The sequence below is a fragment of the Shinella sp. G-2 genome (assembly GCF_050172695.1).
Classification (GTDB): Bacteria; Pseudomonadota; Alphaproteobacteria; order Rhizobiales; family Rhizobiaceae; genus Shinella.
Genome location: NZ_JBBEYH010000027.1, coordinates 20218 through 35048, shown reverse-complemented (window position 1 = coordinate 35048; position 14831 = coordinate 20218). Strand labels below are relative to the sequence as shown.

Genomic DNA, 14831 nt, shown 5'->3' with positions numbered 1-14831 from the left:
GCATACGTTCCGACGGAAGGCTATTCTATCTGCCGAAGCGGTTCCACTGGCTCGGATTCCGCTGCATCAGGGGATGATTGCGAGCATTCCAAGGCTCTGACATTGGCCAGGTGTTCCTTGAGTGCTTGCAACCCTTCCGCTGCGCTCTGGCCCTGAAGCCGGCTGACCTTGGTCACGCCGATGGCCATTCTAAGCTGCGCTTCGTCCTTCGTGCGATGGGGCATCTGCTCAATCCGCCAGCAAATTTCAAAGTTATGCTCTTCTACTTTCGGGTGTAAGTCAACTCTGCCGTGCAAGAGGTATCGATAATTTTATCGATTACGAATTTTCAAAAATAGCGCGCCTTCGGCAGGAATACCAATTCCTTCAGTGGTCCTATCCCCTCGCTGGAAAACGTTTCACTGTGCGAAACGAATGCCCGCCTAAATTGTTTTTTCCTTAACATATTCACTGTTTTTACGTGTCCCGTGCAGGTGTCCGGCGGGCGCCCGGACATGTCTGGCGCAGGCGTGGCCGGGGGGCGGGAAACCTGTTCCCCCGGAAACAGCTTTTGTCGTCGAGGCAGCGTAAGATTAACAGCATGTTAACCCGATCCTCGCTAATTTTGGGGGCATGGTTCGGCTCGTCTATTGCGGTGGACGTGCTATGATTCGACCATGGAAGCGGTGCTTCGCCGACAGGTGAGGGGCCGTTTTACAGGGAAAGGTGCGATGTTCCGGATGCCGGGCGGCCACCAGACAACTTCCCGTGACAGGGAAACTTCTGGCCCGTATCGCCGTTTTCCACCCGTATGCGACAGGGATGACATTGCTCCTATCGCGTCCGGGTGACGGAACCGGATGCACCGGCCCGTTCAAGCGGGCAGGGTGAGATTTGTAGGAGTGCTTCATCCGTCTCGATTCTTCATCAGGAGGCGAGAATGGCAGACGTGGTACGATTGCAGGAATGGATGGCGCGAACGCCAAGGCGTGAGCCCGTTCGCCGGGATGGACCGGCGCAGATATTGCTTTTCACCGGAGTGCGCTACGAGCGCCTGACGCCCGCGATGCTTTCGCCGCGCGGCAAGGCGGTCAAGCGCGGCGTCTCCGATACGGCCAGGCGTCCCTAGGCATTCCGATCGCTGCGCAGCGGCGATCGGAGGATGGCATCGGCGCGTCCCTGGATGGACGGGCACATGATGACACGACGCGCTGAAGGGCCGTTTATGGCTCGGGCGTGAAGGGCTCGCAGCTTGCATCGGCAAGGAAGCCCGTCGCCGCCTCCAGGCGGCTTTCCGTGGGCACGAAGGTGCGCAGCACGGCGTAGCCTTCTTCTCCCCGCATCTCCACCAGAATGGACTGTTCCAGTTCGGGCGGCACGGCCTTGCGGATGCCGATGAGCTGGATGGGCGTTGCGACCAGCGTGTCGAGCGCGCCGGAAACCGAGGTGCGGTCGTTCATGCTGAAGACCTCGTTGGAGTCGCCGTCATAGACCGCGAGCGACCAGAAGGGCACGTCGCCCTGCGCAAAGAGGCGGATCGGGCCGTTTTCCACCGAGAAGGCGCAGACGGCGGTCTTCATGGCCGGGTCGTCGTTGATCGGCGCCAGCGTGTCGCCGCCGGCATTGGCCAGCGGGAAGAAGCGGTTCGCCTCGCCGAAGGTCTGCACGCGTGTATAGGCATCGCGTCCGGTGAAGCTCGGCAGCGACAGGATGATGACGATGTGCAGCAGCGCCGCGCCGATGAGGCCGACCGCGATGGCGTAGAGGACACTACGCATCGGCGCAGTCCAGGCGCTTGATGCCGGGCATGGCAAGGTCGATGACGCCGGAGCTGCCGGCGGTGGGCGTGTCGAGCAGCGTCATGACGAGCAGGAAGGGCGCCGTGCCCTCCGGCACCGCCAGCCAGTTGCCGGGCGTCGCGGTGGAGGCGATGCGGATGGAGAAGGCGCTGTCGGCCCCGCGCAGCACCGACCAGGCGTTGAGGCCCGTCGGCAGGTCCGGCCGTGCGCCCTTCAGCGGATTGCCGTTGCGGTCGGCCGCATGCAGCGTCCACAGGCGGGCAGGCGGCGTGATGCCCGTTATCTCGTAGCGGCAGTTTTCCACCAGCGTGCGGTTGTCGCTGTCGGTGGCGGCGGTGAAGGTGAGACCTTCCGCCCCGCCGAGCAGCAGCCGTCCGTCGCGCGCGCGGTGGGCTTTGGCGTAGGGATCGGCGTCGATGGTCTGGGCCGTGGGGAAGGAGGTCCAGGGGCCGAGCGCGATGGCGCCGAAGCCCACGGTCGCCCGCAGTGCATAGACCGAGCTCAGGATGCCGAGGCCGAAGGCGACGGCGAGCGCTGTGGCGATGACGAGGGGCGTTCGGAACAAGGGATCGACCGTTGGAATCAGCTTTGCGTCACTCTGTCCGCTTCGCTTGAGCCGCGTCAAGCGCGGCCACGCGGCCATCGGCCTTCAGCGGCTTGGCTTCGCCGAGCGCGCGGCCGACCTCCTTCAGGAGCTTCGTGACGTCGGCCGAGAGCGAACGCGGGCGCACCAGCGCGGGCAGGGGGTTCTCGTCGTCGGGCTTTTCGGCGACCTCCGTCGCCTTCGTGCCGTCGGGCAGCGGGTTCTCGATGCCGGGAATGGCGCGCAGCTCGATGCCCTGGTGGGCATAGTCCATCAGGCGCTTGAAGGTCATGGCGGGCAGGGAGCCGCCGGTCATGTTGTTGGTCGAGGTATAGTCGTCGTTGCCGAACCAGACGGCGGTCGTGTAGTTGCCGGTGAAGCCGACATACCAGGCGTCGCGATAGGCCTGGGTCGTGCCCGTCTTGCCGCCCGAGACGATGCCGCGGTCGAGCGCGCCGCGGCGCGCCGTGCCGTTCACCGGAATGGTGACGAAGATCTGGTTCATCGAGGCATTGGCCGTTTCCGAGAGGATCCGGCCGGCAGGCGCCTCGTCGCGGCCGAAATCGTAGAGAATGTCGCCGTCGTAATTGATGATCTGGCTGATGCCGTGGCGGCGCGACTGCACGCCGCCGGCCGGGAAGACGGCATAGGCGGTGGCCTGGTCGAGCACGGTGACCTCGGAGGTGCCGAGCGGCATGGTCTTGTCGGTGCGCAGCGGCGTCTCGACGCCCATCTGCTTGGCGAGCGCGGCGATGGTCTTCGTGCCGAGCTTGTCCTTGGCAAGGCGCACCGGCACGGTGTTGATGGATTTGGCCATCGCCGTCATCAGCGTCATGCGCCCGGCATAGCTGCGGCCGTAGTTCTGCGGCGACCAGCCGCCCCAGCTGATCGGGGCGTCGACGATGGTCGTCTGCGGCGTCATGCCCGACTCCATGGCCGCCGCATAGGTATAGGCCTTGAAGGAGGAACCCGGCTGGCGCAGCGCCCGCGTCGCGCGGTTGAACTGGCTTTCGCCGTAGTCGCGCCCGCCGACCATGGCCCGCACCGCCCCGCCGTTTTCCACCATCACGAGCGCGCCCTGCTTGACGCGGTAGCTCTCGCCATACTGGCGAAGGCCGCTTTCCACCGCCTCCTCGGCGGCGGCCTGCAGGCCCATGTCGATGGTCGTGCGCACGACGAGAGAATGCTGGGAGAAGGGCTTTGCGATGCGCTGCACCTCGTCGAAGGCCCAGTCGAGGAAGAAGTCCGGCGCGGTCTTCTCGTTGCGGTCGATGACGGTCGCGGGGTTGCGCCGCGCGGCTATCACCTGGCCCTCGGTCATCAGCCCGCCCTGCACGAGATTGGTCAGCACCTCGTTGGCGCGGGCGCGCGCGGCCGGCAGGTTGACATGCGGGGCATAGCGGGCCGGGGCCTTGAAGAGGCCGGCGAGCATGGCGGATTCGGCAAGGTTTACGTCGGTGACGTTCTTGCCGAAATAGAACTGCGCCGCCGCCGCCGCGCCGAAGGTGCCGCCGCCCATATAGGCGCGGTCGAGATAAAGGCGCAGGATCTCCTTCTTGGAGAGGTTCGCTTCCAGCCACAGGGCGAGGAACGCCTCCTTGATCTTGCGCTCGATGGTGCGCTCGTTCGACAGGAACAGGTTCTTGGCGAGCTGCTGGGTCAGCGTGGAGCCGCCCTGCACGACGCCGCCGGCGCGCGCATTCTCGTTCATGGCGCGGGCAAGGCCGAGGAAGTCGATGCCGAAATGGCTGAAGAAGCGGCGGTCCTCCGTCGCCAGCACCGCCTTGATGAGGTGGTCGGGCAATTCGTCGATCGGGACGGAATCCTCGTGGATGATGCCGCGATGGCCGATCTCGTTGCCGTAGCGGTCGAGGAAGGTGACGGCGAAATCGCTCTGGGCGCGCCAGTTTCCCTTGGTCTCCTCGAAGGCGGGCAGGGCAAGGGCGAGCAGCAGCACGAAGCCGGCCGTGCCGAGGTTCATGCCTTCGCCGGCGAGTTCGAAGACGGCTTTCTTCCAGCCCTTCACCTGGAAGCGGCGGAAGAAGATGGTGATCTCCTCCCAGATCTCGGCCGCACGGAAACCGGCGTTCCAGACCGTGGAGTCGATCCAGGAATCGATGCGCAGGAAGATATGCCGCTTGCGGCGGCGGGGCGTTTCGGGCTTCGGGCTGTCGTCTTCCACGATCGCGGTCTCTTGCATTCCCGGGGTTCGGCGGCGTGACACTGCCTGTCCCCGGTTAACGTCCTCTCACCATCCGTTATTCTGGCGGTTATTCCGGCGGTTCCTCGGGCACGATATCAGCCTTTTGAGGGCAGAGACACGGAATTTGCGGGGAAGGGTTACCGGCCGGGGCCCTTGACCTTTGCGGCCAAGGGGTTCAGGGGTCGGACATGACGACGAAGACTGCGGAAATGCCCGGCGACCTGCCGTTCTGGAAGACCAAGACGCTCGCCGAGATGAACGACGCGGAGTGGGAGAGCCTGTGCGACGGCTGCGGGCTCTGTTGCCTCAACAAGCTGGAGGACTGGGAGACGGGCGAGATTGCCTGGACCTCGATCCGCTGCGTGCTGCTGGACGGGGAAAGCTGTCGCTGCTCGGACTACGAGAACCGGCAGGCGACCGTGCCGGACTGCATTCGCCTGACCGTCGAAAGCGTCTCGGAAATCTCCTGGCTGCCGCCGACCTGCGGCTACCGGCTCATCCGCAACGGGCATGACCTCTACTGGTGGCATCCGCTGGTCTCGGGCGACCCCGACACCGTGCACCAGGCCGGCATTTCCGCGCGCGGGCGCACGGTCAGCGAAGAGGGCATCGATCTCGAGGACTACGAGGACTATCTCGTGACCTGGCCGCTGGAAGTGGGCGAAGAGAAATAGGTTAGTGGAGGCTCGCCGTGACGAGCTTCTTCGGCGCCACGTTGCGCCAGGCGATGCCGATGAGATCGCGCACCCGCTCGCCGTCCGCCCCGTCGAAATAGAGCGAGGTCCAGCCCTTGAGGCCCCAGCCGCCGGGCACCGGCGCGCAGAGGCCCGGATCGGTCTCCAGCACCAGGAGCTGCTGACCGGGCGTCAGCTTGAGCACCGCGCGGCCGGCCTCCGGCAGGGACATGAAGATCCGCTCGCCCACCCGGAAATCGCGCTTTCCGAAATGGGCACTCTCGCGCGCCTCGGGCATGCCGAGCGCCATGGTGGCGAGGTCGTCGGATATCATGCGGGCAAGCGTAACACCGAACGCGGCGGCAGAAAAGGAGAGGGGAAGGCGCGGCGGCCGGCATGGTCGGCATATGGGGAGCAGGCGAAAGGCCGTTCTCGCGCGGCGCGGGCGCGGCTCTGAAATTCAGCCATGAAATCAGCGGCATGACGGAGAAACATGAATCGCTTTGCCGTCAGCCGGATTCACCGTGTGAAGGCGTTGAATCGGTCTTCGAGCAGAACCGGCCAAGGGATTCAAAAGACTCGACGATTGCCGTCGCCCGACCCTGCGTGAACCGGCGCGTTTTTGCTCATTCTGGTCGATGTCTTCCGATTTCCATAATAATCTGAAAGGTTTAACAAGGCCTGACCTTCGATGCCGCCACGGCATGCGCGCGTCGCCGGGGTTCGTTCGGGCATTCATTTGCCATTCAGCGTGGATCGTTTATTGCTTGCATCAGAATGATCCGCACCTGAAAGTAAGTTCATGGCTTCGCCACTTCTCATATCCGCGCTTGCGGCCAGCCTGATGCTCCCGGCGCCCGTAGATACGGGCATCGCGCGGGATGTCGTCACGGTTTCCGGCGACTGCAGCAATGCGGCCGCGCAGGTGGTGTCCCAGACCGGCGGCGAGCTTCTCTCCGCCAAGCCGGATGGGGATAGCTGCGTGGTGACCGTGCTGGTGCCCGGCAATGGCAATGCGCGCCCGCGCAAGGTGACCGTCCGCGTGCCGATGTAAGGCCCGAGGGACAGGTCGGACGGACAGGCGATACGGGCAGGCAAGATAGCAGATAGGAAGAGGGCGAATGCGCATCCTGGTGGTCGAGGACGACGTCAACCTGAGCCGGCAACTGAGCGAGGCGCTGAAGGAAGCGGGCTACGTGGTGGACCAGGCCTTCGACGGTGAGGAAGGCCATTATCTCGGCGACACCGAACCCTATGACGCCATCATCCTCGATATCGGCCTGCCCGAGATGGACGGCATCACCGTGCTCGAAAAGTGGCGCGCCGACGGCAAGGCCATGCCCGTGCTCATCCTGACGGCCCGCGACCGCTGGAGCGACAAGGTCGCCGGCATCGACGCCGGGGCCGACGACTATGTGGCAAAGCCCTTCCATGTCGAAGAGGTGCTGGCGCGCATCCGCGCGCTCATCCGCCGCGCGGCCGGCCATGCCAGCCCCGACATCGTCTGCGGGCCGGTGCGGCTCGATACCAAGGGCTCCAAGGCGACCGTCAACGGCGAGACGCTGAAGCTGACCTCGCACGAATACCGGCTCCTCTCCTACCTCATGCACCATATGGGCGAGGTCGTCTCGCGCACCGAGCTGGTGGAACACATGTACGACCAGGACTTCGACCGCGATTCCAACACGATCGAGGTCTTCGTCGGGCGGTTGCGCAAGAAGATCGGCGTCGACCTGATCGAGACCGTGCGCGGCCTCGGCTACCGGATGCAAGCGCCGGCCAATGGAAAATAAGGCCAGGCGCTCCCGCTCGCTCACCTTCCGCGTCCTCTTCCTCGCCTCCCTCTGGGCCGCGGTGGCGCTCGTCGTCATCGCCGTCGTCATTTCCACGCTCTATAGGCAGAGCGCGGAGCGGAGTTTCCGCGATCTTCTGCGGGCTCAGCTCTACAACGTCATCAACACCGTTTCGGCGGGCGAGAACACGCGGCTTGCCGGCACGCCGCAGCTCGGCGACCTCCGCTTCTTCCAGCCGCAATCGGGCTGGTACTGGATCGTCGAGCCGATCGGCGGGGCGCTGGAAGGCGAGGCGCTGACCTCCTCCTCGCTCGGCACCGGCAGCATTCCGATCCCCGACACGGACAGCATTCCCTTCGACACGCGCTATGAGCGTTTCTATACGACCATCGATTCCTTCGGCAACGAGGTGGAGGTGGGCGAGACGGAAGTGGTGCTGGACGACGAGGGCCGCACGGCGCGCTTCCGCGTCGTCGGCAACCGCGACGTCCTGGAGAAGGACATCGACGATTTCTCCGGCAGTCTCTATCTCGCGCTTGCCGGCTTCGGCGTCGGCAGCCTGCTGCTCAACGCGGCGGCGATCCTCATCGGCCTTCGCCCGCTCGACCGGGCGCGCAAGGCGCTGGAGAAGATTCGCGCCGGCGAGAGCGAACAGCTCGACGGGGATTTTCCAAGGGAAATCCTGCCTCTGGCGAGCGAAGTGAACGCACTGATCGACAGCAACCGGCGCATCGTCGAGCGCGCGCGCATGCAGGTCGGCAATCTCGCCCATTCGCTGAAGACGCCGATCGCGGTGCTGCTCAACGAATCGCGCCTCATCCCCGTCCCGCAGGGCGAGTTGGTGAAGACGCAGGCCGAGGCGATGCAGAGCCAGGTGCAGTCCTATCTCAACCGCGCCCGCATCGCCGCCCAGCGCGAATCGGTGCTGGCCCGCACCGAGACCCAGCCCGTGCTGGAGCGGCTGGTGCGTGTGATGCGGCGGCTGAACGCCGACAAGCAGTTCCCGCTTGCGGTCGATCCGCCGGGCCTGGTGCTGGCCATGGAGCAGCAGGACGTCGAGGAGACGGTGGGCAACCTTCTGGAAAACGCCGCGCGCTACGCCCGCACGGCGGTCTCGATCAATGCCTTCGCCGCGCCGGCCGAGATTCGCGGCAGCGACGATGCGCGCAAGGCCTGGATCGTGATCGAGGTGGAGGACGACGGGCCGGGCCTCGAAGCCGACCAGATCCGCGAGGCGATGAAGCGCGGCAAGCGGCTCGACGAAAGCAAGCCGGGCACCGGCCTCGGCCTGTCCATCGTCAGCGAGATCGCCTCCGAATACCAGGGCACCTTCGGGCTGTCGCGCGGACCGCGCGGCGGGCTCCTGGCGCGGCTCGTCCTGCCGGCCGTCACAAAGGATGTTGCCTGAGAGGGCGGACAATGCAACAAGGGAGAAGCCCGCGATAATGAGGATTGCGGGATTGACGAATTTCGGCGCGGCTTGCCGCTGCCCTTGCGTGAAGAGAGACGGTCCCAGCGGATGAAGACGGGTTTGCGCGGCGCCTTTTTCCCCCTCCTTCTGGCACTAGCGACAGTTTCGGGATGCACGACCACATCCGGCAAGGGTGCGGCCGGTGCCGCCGTTGCCGGCCCGAAGGGCGCTGCCCTCTATATCACCGCCCTGCAGGGCGGGCTGATCAGCCGCAACACGGCCACGCAGCTTTCCAAGGCGGACATGCAGCGGGCGCTGGAAGCGGAATACCGCGCGCTGGAAGCCGCGCCCGGCGGCCAGCCGGTCGTCTGGGAAGGCAAGGGCGTCACCGGCTCCGTCGTCGCGGCGGCCCCCTATCAGGTCGGCTCGCAGAACTGCCGGCAGTACAGCCACACGCTGACGCTCGAGGGGCGCGATACCGTGACGCGCGGAGCTGCCTGCCGCAACGCGGACGGCGCCTGGGCGCCGCTCTCCTGATTTTTATCGTCCGGCCTGATTTTCCGGCGGTTGCGGCGAAACGCCTCAAATTCGCGTCATTGTTCCCAGGGGAATTGGAAAGCGCTCAGCGTTCCAGTATTTGAACGATCATGCTTTTCTGGATTCTTGTCGCCATTCTGACGGCAGCCGTCGCCGCCGTCCTGCTCCTTCCCCTGCTGCGGCGCCCTGCGGCGGCCGCGGACGACGCCAGCCATGACGTGGAGGTCTACCGCGACCAGCTCGAGGAGCTGGAGCGCGACGAGGCGACCGGGCTCATCGGCGCCCATGAGGCGGAGCTTGCCCGCGCGGAGGTCGCGCGCCGCCTGATCGCCGCCAGCAAGGCGGAAGCGAAGGGCAGGGCAAGCCCGGCCGAGCGCCGCAACCGGCTGGCGCAGGCCTTCGTCATCGTCGTGCTCCCCGCCATCGGCCTCTGTCTCTACATTGCGACCGGCCGGCCGGATCTTCCGGCCCAGCCGCTCGCCGAGCGCCTCGCCAATCCCGGCAACGACATCAGCATCCTGATCGCACGCGCCGAAACGCATCTGGCCCGCAACCCGGATGACGGGGCGGGCTGGGATCTTCTCGCGCCGATCTATTATCGCAGCGGCCGGATGGAGGATGCGGCGAACGCCTTCGCGCAGGCGATCCGCATTCTGGGGCCGAACACCGAACGGCTCGACGGCCATGCGGAAACCCTGATCGCGCTCGCCAACGGCATCGTCACGACGGAGGCGCGCAAGCAGCTCGAACAGTCGCTGGCGCTGAAGGCCGACAATGCGCGCGCCAAGTTCTATCTCGCGCTGGCGCTGGAGCAGGAAGGCAGGAAGCCCGAGGCGCGCGCCGCCTTCGAGGCCTTGGCGAAGGAAGCGCCGGCCGGCGCGCCGTGGCTGCCGCTGGTCAACCAGCACATTGCCGGACTTGCTGACGGCCCAGGTGGCGAGGGCGGCGAGACGGCGGGGCAGCTCGGCAATCCCACCGCCGGCGACGTCGCGGCGGCGGAAGACCTGTCGGCGGGCGACCGTCAGCAGATGATCGCCGGCATGGTCGAGGGGCTTGCGGCGAAGCTCGAGGAAAATCCCGACAATTTCGAAGGATGGATGCGCATCATCCGTTCCTATGTTGTGCTGGATCAAAGGCCGAAGGCGCAGGCGGCGCTACAGGCTGCGCTCAAGACCTTCCCGGCGGACAGCGAGAACGGCAAGCAGCTTCTGGCATTGGCCCGGGACCTATCGATTTCGGCTGAGGGCAGCGGACAATGACACGCAAACAGAAACGTCTGGCAGTGATCGGTGGCGGCGTCGCCTTCCTCGTGGCGGCGGTGCTGCTCGTCATGTTCGCCTTCAGCCAGTCCATCGCCTATTTCTACGTGCCTGGCGATCTCGCCAAGGCCAATGTGCCGCCGGGCACGCGCATCCGCCTCGGCGGCCTCGTCGAGAACGGCACGGTCAAGCGCGGCGACGGCTCGACCGTGACCTTCACCGTGACGGACACGCTGTCCACCGTGCCGGTGACCTATACGGGCATCCTGCCGGACCTCTTCCGCGAGGGGCAGGGCGTGGTGGCCGAGGGCGCCTTCGGCACGGACGGGCTCTTCGTCGCCGACACGGTGCTCGCCAAGCATGACGAGACCTACATGCCCAAGGACGTGGCCGATCGCCTGAAGGCGCAGGGCGTCGAACTCTCCGGCAAGGAAACGATCAAATGATCATCGAGCTTGGACATTACGCCCTGGTTCTGGCGCTGGCGACGGTCGTCATCCAGTCGCTGCTGCCGCTGGTCGGCACCGTCAGGAACGACCGCTCGCTGATGGCCGTGGCCCCCGCCGCGGCCCTTGCCGGTTTCCTGCTGGTGCTGTTCTCCTTCTCGGTGCTGACATTCGCCTATGTCGTCTCCGACTTCTCGGTCGCCAATGTCTGGGAGAATTCCCATTCGTTGAAGCCGATGATCTACAAGATCTCGGGCGTGTGGGGGAACCACGAGGGCTCGATGATGCTCTGGCTCCTCATCCTCGTCTTCTTCAGCGCGCTGGTCGCGACCTTCGGCACCAACCTGCCGGAGCGGCTGCGGGCTAATGTGCTGGCCGTGCAGGGCCTCATCTCCACCGCCTTCGCGCTGTTCATCCTGCTCACGTCCAATCCCTTCCTGCGCCTTGCCCCGGCCCCCGCCGAGGGGCGGGACCTCAATCCGGTGCTGCAGGACGTCGGCCTCGCCATCCATCCGCCGCTGCTCTATCTCGGCTATGTCGGCTTCTCCGTCTGTTTCTCCTTCGCCATCGCGGCGCTGATCGAGGGGCGGATCGACGCGGCCTGGGCGCGCTGGGTGCGGCCCTGGACGCTCGCCGCCTGGAGCTTCCTCACCGCTGGCATCGCCATGGGCTCCTACTGGGCCTATTACGAACTCGGCTGGGGCGGCTGGTGGTTCTGGGATCCGGTGGAAAACGCCTCCTTCATTCCCTGGCTCGCCGGCACGGCGCTCCTGCACTCGGCGCTCGTCATGGAAAAGCGCGAGGCGCTGAAGATCTGGACCGTGCTGCTGGCGATCCTCACCTTCTCCATGTCGCTGCTCGGCACCTTCCTGGTGCGCTCGGGCGTGCTGACCTCGGTGCATGCCTTCGCGACCGACCCGACGCGCGGCGTCTTCATCCTCGCCATCCTCGTCTTCTTCATCGGCGGGGCGCTGTCGCTCTTCGCCTTCCGCGCCGCGACGCTGAAGGCCGGCGGGCTCTTCGCGCCGATCTCGCGCGAAGGCGCGCTCGTCCTCAACAACCTGATCCTGACGACGGCGGCGGCGACCGTGCTGACCGGCACACTCTATCCGCTGGTGCTGGAAGCGCTGACGGGCGAGAAGATCTCGGTCGGCCCGCCCTTCTTCAACCTCACCTTCGGCCTTTTGATGCTGCCGCTGCTGCTGGCCGTGCCCTTCGGGCCGCTGCTCGCCTGGAAGCGCGGCGATGTGTTCGCCGCCGGGCAGCGGCTGTTCGCGGCCGTCGCCGCCGGCCTCGTCGTCGCGGCGGCGGTGATGTACATGCATGGCGGCGGGCCGGTGCTCGCCTATTTCGGCATCGCCATCGGCTTCTACATGATCGCCGGCGCGGTGACGGACCTCGCGCTGCGGGCCGGCATCGGCAAGGTCAAGGGCAATGTCGCCGTGCGCCGGCTCATCGGCCTGCCGGGCTCGGCCTTCGGCACGGCGCTCGCCCATATCGGCATCGGCGTCACGGTCATCGGCGTCATCGCGGTCACCGCCTTCGAGACCGAGCATGTCGTGGAAATGAAGCCCGGCATGCAGGTCGAGGCGGGCGGCTACGTGCTGACCTTCGATGGCATGCGCCGCGGGCAGGGGCCGAACTATTCGGAAGAATCCGGCCACTTCACCGTGGCGCGCGGCGGCGTGACGGTGACGGAGGTCTGGTCCTCCAAGCGTCTCTACACGGCGCGCCGCATGCCGACGACGGAGGCGGGCATCCGCACCTTCGGTCTCAGCCAGCTCTATGTGTCGCTGGGCGACGCGATGGCCGACGGCGGCATCGTCGTGCGCGTCTGGTGGAAGCCGATGATCCTGTGCATCTGGATCGGCGCGCTGATCATGATGGCGGGCGGCGCGGTTTCGCTCTTCGACCGGCGCCTGCGCGTCGGGGCGCCGCAGAAGGCGCGCAAGATCAAGCCCGCGCTGGAGGCGGCGGAATGATGCGCCGCCTGCTGCTCGCCGCCGGCCTGCTGCTGGCCGCCTTTCCGGCCTTCGCCGTCAACCCGGACGAGGTGCTCGACGATCCGGCGCTTGAGGCCCGCGCCAGGGCGCTTTCGGCCGAGCTGCGCTGCATGGTCTGCCAGAACCAGTCGATCGACGATTCCAACGCGGAACTCGCCCGGGACCTCAGGCTCCTCGTGCGCGACCGGCTGAAGAGCGGCGACAGCGACGAGGCGGTGATCGCCTATGTCGTCTCGCGCTACGGCGAGTTCGTGCTGCTCAATCCGCGCCTGCGCGGCGAGACGCTGCTGCTCTGGGGCGCGCCCGTCGTGCTGTTTCTCGCGGGCGCGACGGCGATGGTCCTCTTCGTGCGCAAGCGCGGCGGAAAGCCGACGGGAACGCCGCTCACCGAGGCCGAACGGGCCGAGCTGGACCGCGCGCTGAAGCGGGACTGACGGGGATTTCCCAACATTACCAAAAATTCATGCGGCGGATAGTGTGCCGTAATGTGAAGCGGCCTATCTCTTTCCCATCGGTTGCCGAAAGCAGCCATGAGATGAGAGAAAAGGTGCTAAGAATGTCCAAGATTTCCGCATTCCGTCCGGGCCTCAAGACCGTATTCAGGGCGTCCACCGTCGCCGGACTTGCGGCCGTCATGCTGGCGACCGGCATTCCCGCGCGCGTCACCGAAAGTTTCGCCGAGGCCGTTTCCGTCCAGGCGCCCCAGGTCGCCAGCTTCGCCGACGTCGTGCAGGCTGTCTCGCCCGCCGTCGTCTCCGTTCGCGTCCAGTCCGACATCAAGCCGGCCAACGACGAGAGCAACTTCTCGTTCAACTTCGGCGGCCGCGGCTTTGACGAACTGCCCGACGACCACCCGCTGAAGCGCTTCTTCCGTGAATTCGGCGGCCCCGACCAGTTCCATGGCGACCGTGGTCCGGATCGCCGCTTCGGCGATCGTGGCCCGGGCCGCAAGCCGCATCTGCGCCCGACCGCGCAGGGCTCCGGCTTCTTCATCTCGGAAGACGGCTACATCGTCACCAACAACCACGTCGTCAATGACGGTTCGGCCTTCACGGTCGTCATGAACGACGGCACCGAGCTCGACGCCAAGCTCGTCGGCAAGGACAGCCGCACGGACCTTGCCGTGCTGAAGGTCGACGAGAAGGACAAGCGCAAGTTCACCTATGTCAGCTTCGCCGATGACAGCCAGATCCGCGTCGGCGACTGGGTCGTGGCCGTCGGCAACCCGTTCGGCCTCGGCGGCACGGTGACGGCCGGTATCATCTCGGCCCGCGGCCGCGACATCGGCTCCGGCCCCTATGACGACTACCTGCAGGTGGACGCCGCCGTGAACCGCGGCAATTCCGGTGGCCCGACCTTCAACCTCAACGGTCAGGTCGTCGGCATCAACACCGCGATCTTCTCGCCGTCGGGCGGCAATGTCGGCATCGCCTTCGCCATTCCGGCCTCCGTCGCCAAGGGCGTCGTCGCCGACCTGATGAAGGACGGCAAGGTCGACCGTGGCTGGCTCGGCGTGCAGATCCAGCCGGTGAGCCGCGACATCGCCGACTCGCTCGGCCTTGCCGATGCCGCTGGCGCGCTCGTCGTCGAACCGCAGGCCGACTCGCCCGGCGCCAAGGCCGGCATCAAGAAGGGTGACGTGATCACGGCGCTCGACGGCGACCCGATCAAGGATCCGCGTGACCTTGCCCGCCGCGTCGCCGATATCGCACCCGGCAAGAAGGTCGACCTGTCGGTCTGGCGTGACGGCAAGGCTCAGACCATCCCGGTCGAGATCGGCACGCTGGCCGGCGAACAGATCCAGGCCGCGACCAGCACCGACCAGGCCGCGCCGGAACAGGAAAGCAGCGAACAGGCGCTGGCCGATCTCGGCATCTCGGTCACGCCCGGCGACGACGGCCTGACGGTCACCACCGTCGATCCGGACTCCGACGCCAGCGATCGCGGCCTCAAGGAAGGCGACCGCATCACCTCGGTCAACAACCAGGTCGTGAAGTCCGCCGACGAGGTGATCAAGGTGATCGAGGGCGCCCGCAAGGACGGCCGCTCCAAGGCGCTGTTCCAGATCGAGACCAAGGACGGCAGCCGCTTCCTGGCGCTGCCCATCGACCAGGGCTGACCGGCTCCGTAATCCCTGCCCAGGG

At 66.2% G+C, this 14831-nt stretch carries 16 protein-coding genes; 11 read left to right on the top strand and 5 right to left on the bottom strand.

What is annotated here, in order from left to right; genetic code table 11:
• Nucleotides 1-20: 20 nt before the first annotated feature.
• On the bottom strand, nucleotides 21-224 hold the full coding sequence (locus V8U06_RS25120; RefSeq protein ID WP_226919909.1) for a hypothetical protein: 204 nt from the start codon (nucleotides 222-224) through the stop codon (nucleotides 21-23).
• Nucleotides 225-919: 695 nt separating this feature from the next.
• Here V8U06_RS25120 and V8U06_RS25115 point away from each other — a divergent pair.
• Entirely contained in the window at nucleotides 920-1108 is a 189-nt protein-coding gene (locus V8U06_RS25115; protein WP_427143003.1) for a hypothetical protein, read from the top strand.
• Nucleotides 1109-1202: 94 nt separating this feature from the next.
• Here the strand turns inward: V8U06_RS25115 and V8U06_RS25110 are convergent, their stop codons facing one another.
• Genes V8U06_RS25110 through V8U06_RS25100 form a run of 3 tightly spaced genes read right to left on the bottom strand, consistent with a single transcriptional unit; the run spans nucleotide 1203 to nucleotide 4561 of the window.
• On the bottom strand, nucleotides 1203-1757 hold the full coding sequence (locus V8U06_RS25110; protein ID WP_427143002.1) for a DUF1254 domain-containing protein: 555 nt from the start codon (nucleotides 1755-1757) through the stop codon (nucleotides 1203-1205).
• Nucleotides 1750-2343 (bottom strand): DUF1214 domain-containing protein, encoded by a 594-nt coding sequence (locus V8U06_RS25105; RefSeq protein ID WP_427143001.1) that lies wholly within the window; start codon nucleotides 2341-2343, stop codon nucleotides 1750-1752. The genes V8U06_RS25110 and V8U06_RS25105 overlap by 8 nt, the downstream gene beginning before the upstream one ends.
• A 28-nt stretch (nucleotides 2344-2371) precedes the next feature.
• Nucleotides 2372-4561 (bottom strand): transglycosylase domain-containing protein, encoded by a 2190-nt coding sequence (locus tag V8U06_RS25100; RefSeq protein WP_427143000.1) that lies wholly within the window; start codon nucleotides 4559-4561, stop codon nucleotides 2372-2374.
• Nucleotides 4562-4752: 191 nt separating this feature from the next.
• On the opposite strand from V8U06_RS25100, the gene V8U06_RS25095 reads away from it, so the two are divergent.
• Complete coding sequence (locus V8U06_RS25095) at nucleotides 4753-5238, top strand: YcgN family cysteine cluster protein (protein WP_427142999.1); 486 nt, start codon at nucleotides 4753-4755, stop codon at nucleotides 5236-5238.
• Nucleotide 5239: 1 nt separating this feature from the next.
• Here the strand turns inward: V8U06_RS25095 and V8U06_RS25090 are convergent, their stop codons facing one another.
• On the bottom strand, nucleotides 5240-5572 hold the full coding sequence (locus V8U06_RS25090; protein WP_226919903.1) for an MmcQ/YjbR family DNA-binding protein: 333 nt from the start codon (nucleotides 5570-5572) through the stop codon (nucleotides 5240-5242).
• Between the two features lie 468 nt (nucleotides 5573-6040).
• Between V8U06_RS25090 and V8U06_RS25085 the strand changes: the two genes are divergently transcribed.
• The 9 genes from V8U06_RS25085 (at nucleotide 6041) to V8U06_RS25045 (ending at nucleotide 14806) form a co-directional block, all read left to right on the top strand.
• Nucleotides 6041-6292, top strand: coding sequence for a hypothetical protein (locus V8U06_RS25085; RefSeq protein ID WP_226919902.1), 252 nt, complete (start codon nucleotides 6041-6043; stop codon nucleotides 6290-6292).
• 67 nt (nucleotides 6293-6359) lie between these two features.
• Nucleotides 6360-7031: a response regulator transcription factor gene (locus V8U06_RS25080; protein WP_226919901.1), complete on the top strand. Its 672-nt coding sequence runs from the start codon at nucleotides 6360-6362 to the stop codon at nucleotides 7029-7031.
• Complete coding sequence (locus V8U06_RS25075) at nucleotides 7021-8439, top strand: ATP-binding protein (RefSeq protein ID WP_427142998.1); 1419 nt, start codon at nucleotides 7021-7023, stop codon at nucleotides 8437-8439. The genes V8U06_RS25080 and V8U06_RS25075 overlap by 11 nt, the downstream gene beginning before the upstream one ends.
• Before the next feature lie 111 nt (nucleotides 8440-8550).
• On the top strand, nucleotides 8551-8979 hold the full coding sequence (locus V8U06_RS25070; protein ID WP_427142997.1) for a hypothetical protein: 429 nt from the start codon (nucleotides 8551-8553) through the stop codon (nucleotides 8977-8979).
• Between the two features lie 110 nt (nucleotides 8980-9089).
• Nucleotides 9090-10238 (top strand): c-type cytochrome biogenesis protein CcmI, encoded by a 1149-nt coding sequence (gene ccmI, locus V8U06_RS25065; protein WP_427142996.1) that lies wholly within the window; start codon nucleotides 9090-9092, stop codon nucleotides 10236-10238.
• A complete protein-coding gene (ccmE, locus tag V8U06_RS25060) occupies nucleotides 10235-10684 on the top strand; it encodes a cytochrome c maturation protein CcmE (RefSeq protein WP_226919897.1) in 450 nt (149 codons plus the stop codon). The genes ccmI and ccmE overlap by 4 nt, the downstream gene beginning before the upstream one ends.
• The gene (locus V8U06_RS25055) at nucleotides 10681-12666 is read left to right on the top strand and encodes a heme lyase CcmF/NrfE family subunit (RefSeq protein ID WP_427142995.1); all 1986 of its coding nucleotides are present in this window, start codon (nucleotides 10681-10683) and stop codon (nucleotides 12664-12666) included. Before ccmE ends, V8U06_RS25055 begins: the two co-directional genes overlap by 4 nt.
• The gene (locus tag V8U06_RS25050) at nucleotides 12663-13121 is read left to right on the top strand and encodes a cytochrome c-type biogenesis protein (protein ID WP_427142994.1); all 459 of its coding nucleotides are present in this window, start codon (nucleotides 12663-12665) and stop codon (nucleotides 13119-13121) included. Before V8U06_RS25055 ends, V8U06_RS25050 begins: the two co-directional genes overlap by 4 nt.
• Before the next feature lie 122 nt (nucleotides 13122-13243).
• A complete protein-coding gene (locus V8U06_RS25045; RefSeq protein WP_226919894.1) occupies nucleotides 13244-14806 on the top strand; it encodes a Do family serine endopeptidase in 1563 nt (520 codons plus the stop codon).
• Nucleotides 14807-14831: the final 25 nt, after the last annotated feature.

Excerpts from the sequence above, each read along its gene's own strand:
- V8U06_RS25120 (WP_226919909.1), bottom strand. The coding sequence starts at position 224 with ATGCCCCATCGCACGAAGGACGAAGCGCAGCTTAGAATGGCCATCGGC.
- V8U06_RS25115 (WP_427143003.1), top strand. The coding sequence starts at position 920 with ATGGCAGACGTGGTACGATTGCAGGAATGGATGGCGCGAACGCCAAGG.
- V8U06_RS25110 (WP_427143002.1), bottom strand. The coding sequence starts at position 1,757 with ATGCGTAGTGTCCTCTACGCCATCGCGGTCGGCCTCATCGGCGCGGCG.
- V8U06_RS25100 (WP_427143000.1), bottom strand. The coding sequence starts at position 4,561 with ATGCAAGAGACCGCGATCGTGGAAGACGACAGCCCGAAGCCCGAAACG.
- V8U06_RS25095 (WP_427142999.1), top strand. The coding sequence starts at position 4,753 with ATGACGACGAAGACTGCGGAAATGCCCGGCGACCTGCCGTTCTGGAAG.
- V8U06_RS25090 (WP_226919903.1), bottom strand. The coding sequence starts at position 5,572 with ATGATATCCGACGACCTCGCCACCATGGCGCTCGGCATGCCCGAGGCG.
- V8U06_RS25085 (WP_226919902.1), top strand. The coding sequence starts at position 6,041 with ATGGCTTCGCCACTTCTCATATCCGCGCTTGCGGCCAGCCTGATGCTC.
- V8U06_RS25080 (WP_226919901.1), top strand. The coding sequence starts at position 6,360 with ATGCGCATCCTGGTGGTCGAGGACGACGTCAACCTGAGCCGGCAACTG.
- V8U06_RS25075 (WP_427142998.1), top strand. The coding sequence starts at position 7,021 with ATGGAAAATAAGGCCAGGCGCTCCCGCTCGCTCACCTTCCGCGTCCTC.
- V8U06_RS25070 (WP_427142997.1), top strand. The coding sequence starts at position 8,551 with ATGAAGACGGGTTTGCGCGGCGCCTTTTTCCCCCTCCTTCTGGCACTA.
- ccmI (WP_427142996.1), top strand. The coding sequence starts at position 9,090 with ATGCTTTTCTGGATTCTTGTCGCCATTCTGACGGCAGCCGTCGCCGCC.
- ccmE (WP_226919897.1), top strand. The coding sequence starts at position 10,235 with ATGACACGCAAACAGAAACGTCTGGCAGTGATCGGTGGCGGCGTCGCC.
- V8U06_RS25055 (WP_427142995.1), top strand. The coding sequence starts at position 10,681 with ATGATCATCGAGCTTGGACATTACGCCCTGGTTCTGGCGCTGGCGACG.
- V8U06_RS25050 (WP_427142994.1), top strand. The coding sequence starts at position 12,663 with ATGATGCGCCGCCTGCTGCTCGCCGCCGGCCTGCTGCTGGCCGCCTTT.
- V8U06_RS25045 (WP_226919894.1), top strand. The coding sequence starts at position 13,244 with ATGTCCAAGATTTCCGCATTCCGTCCGGGCCTCAAGACCGTATTCAGG.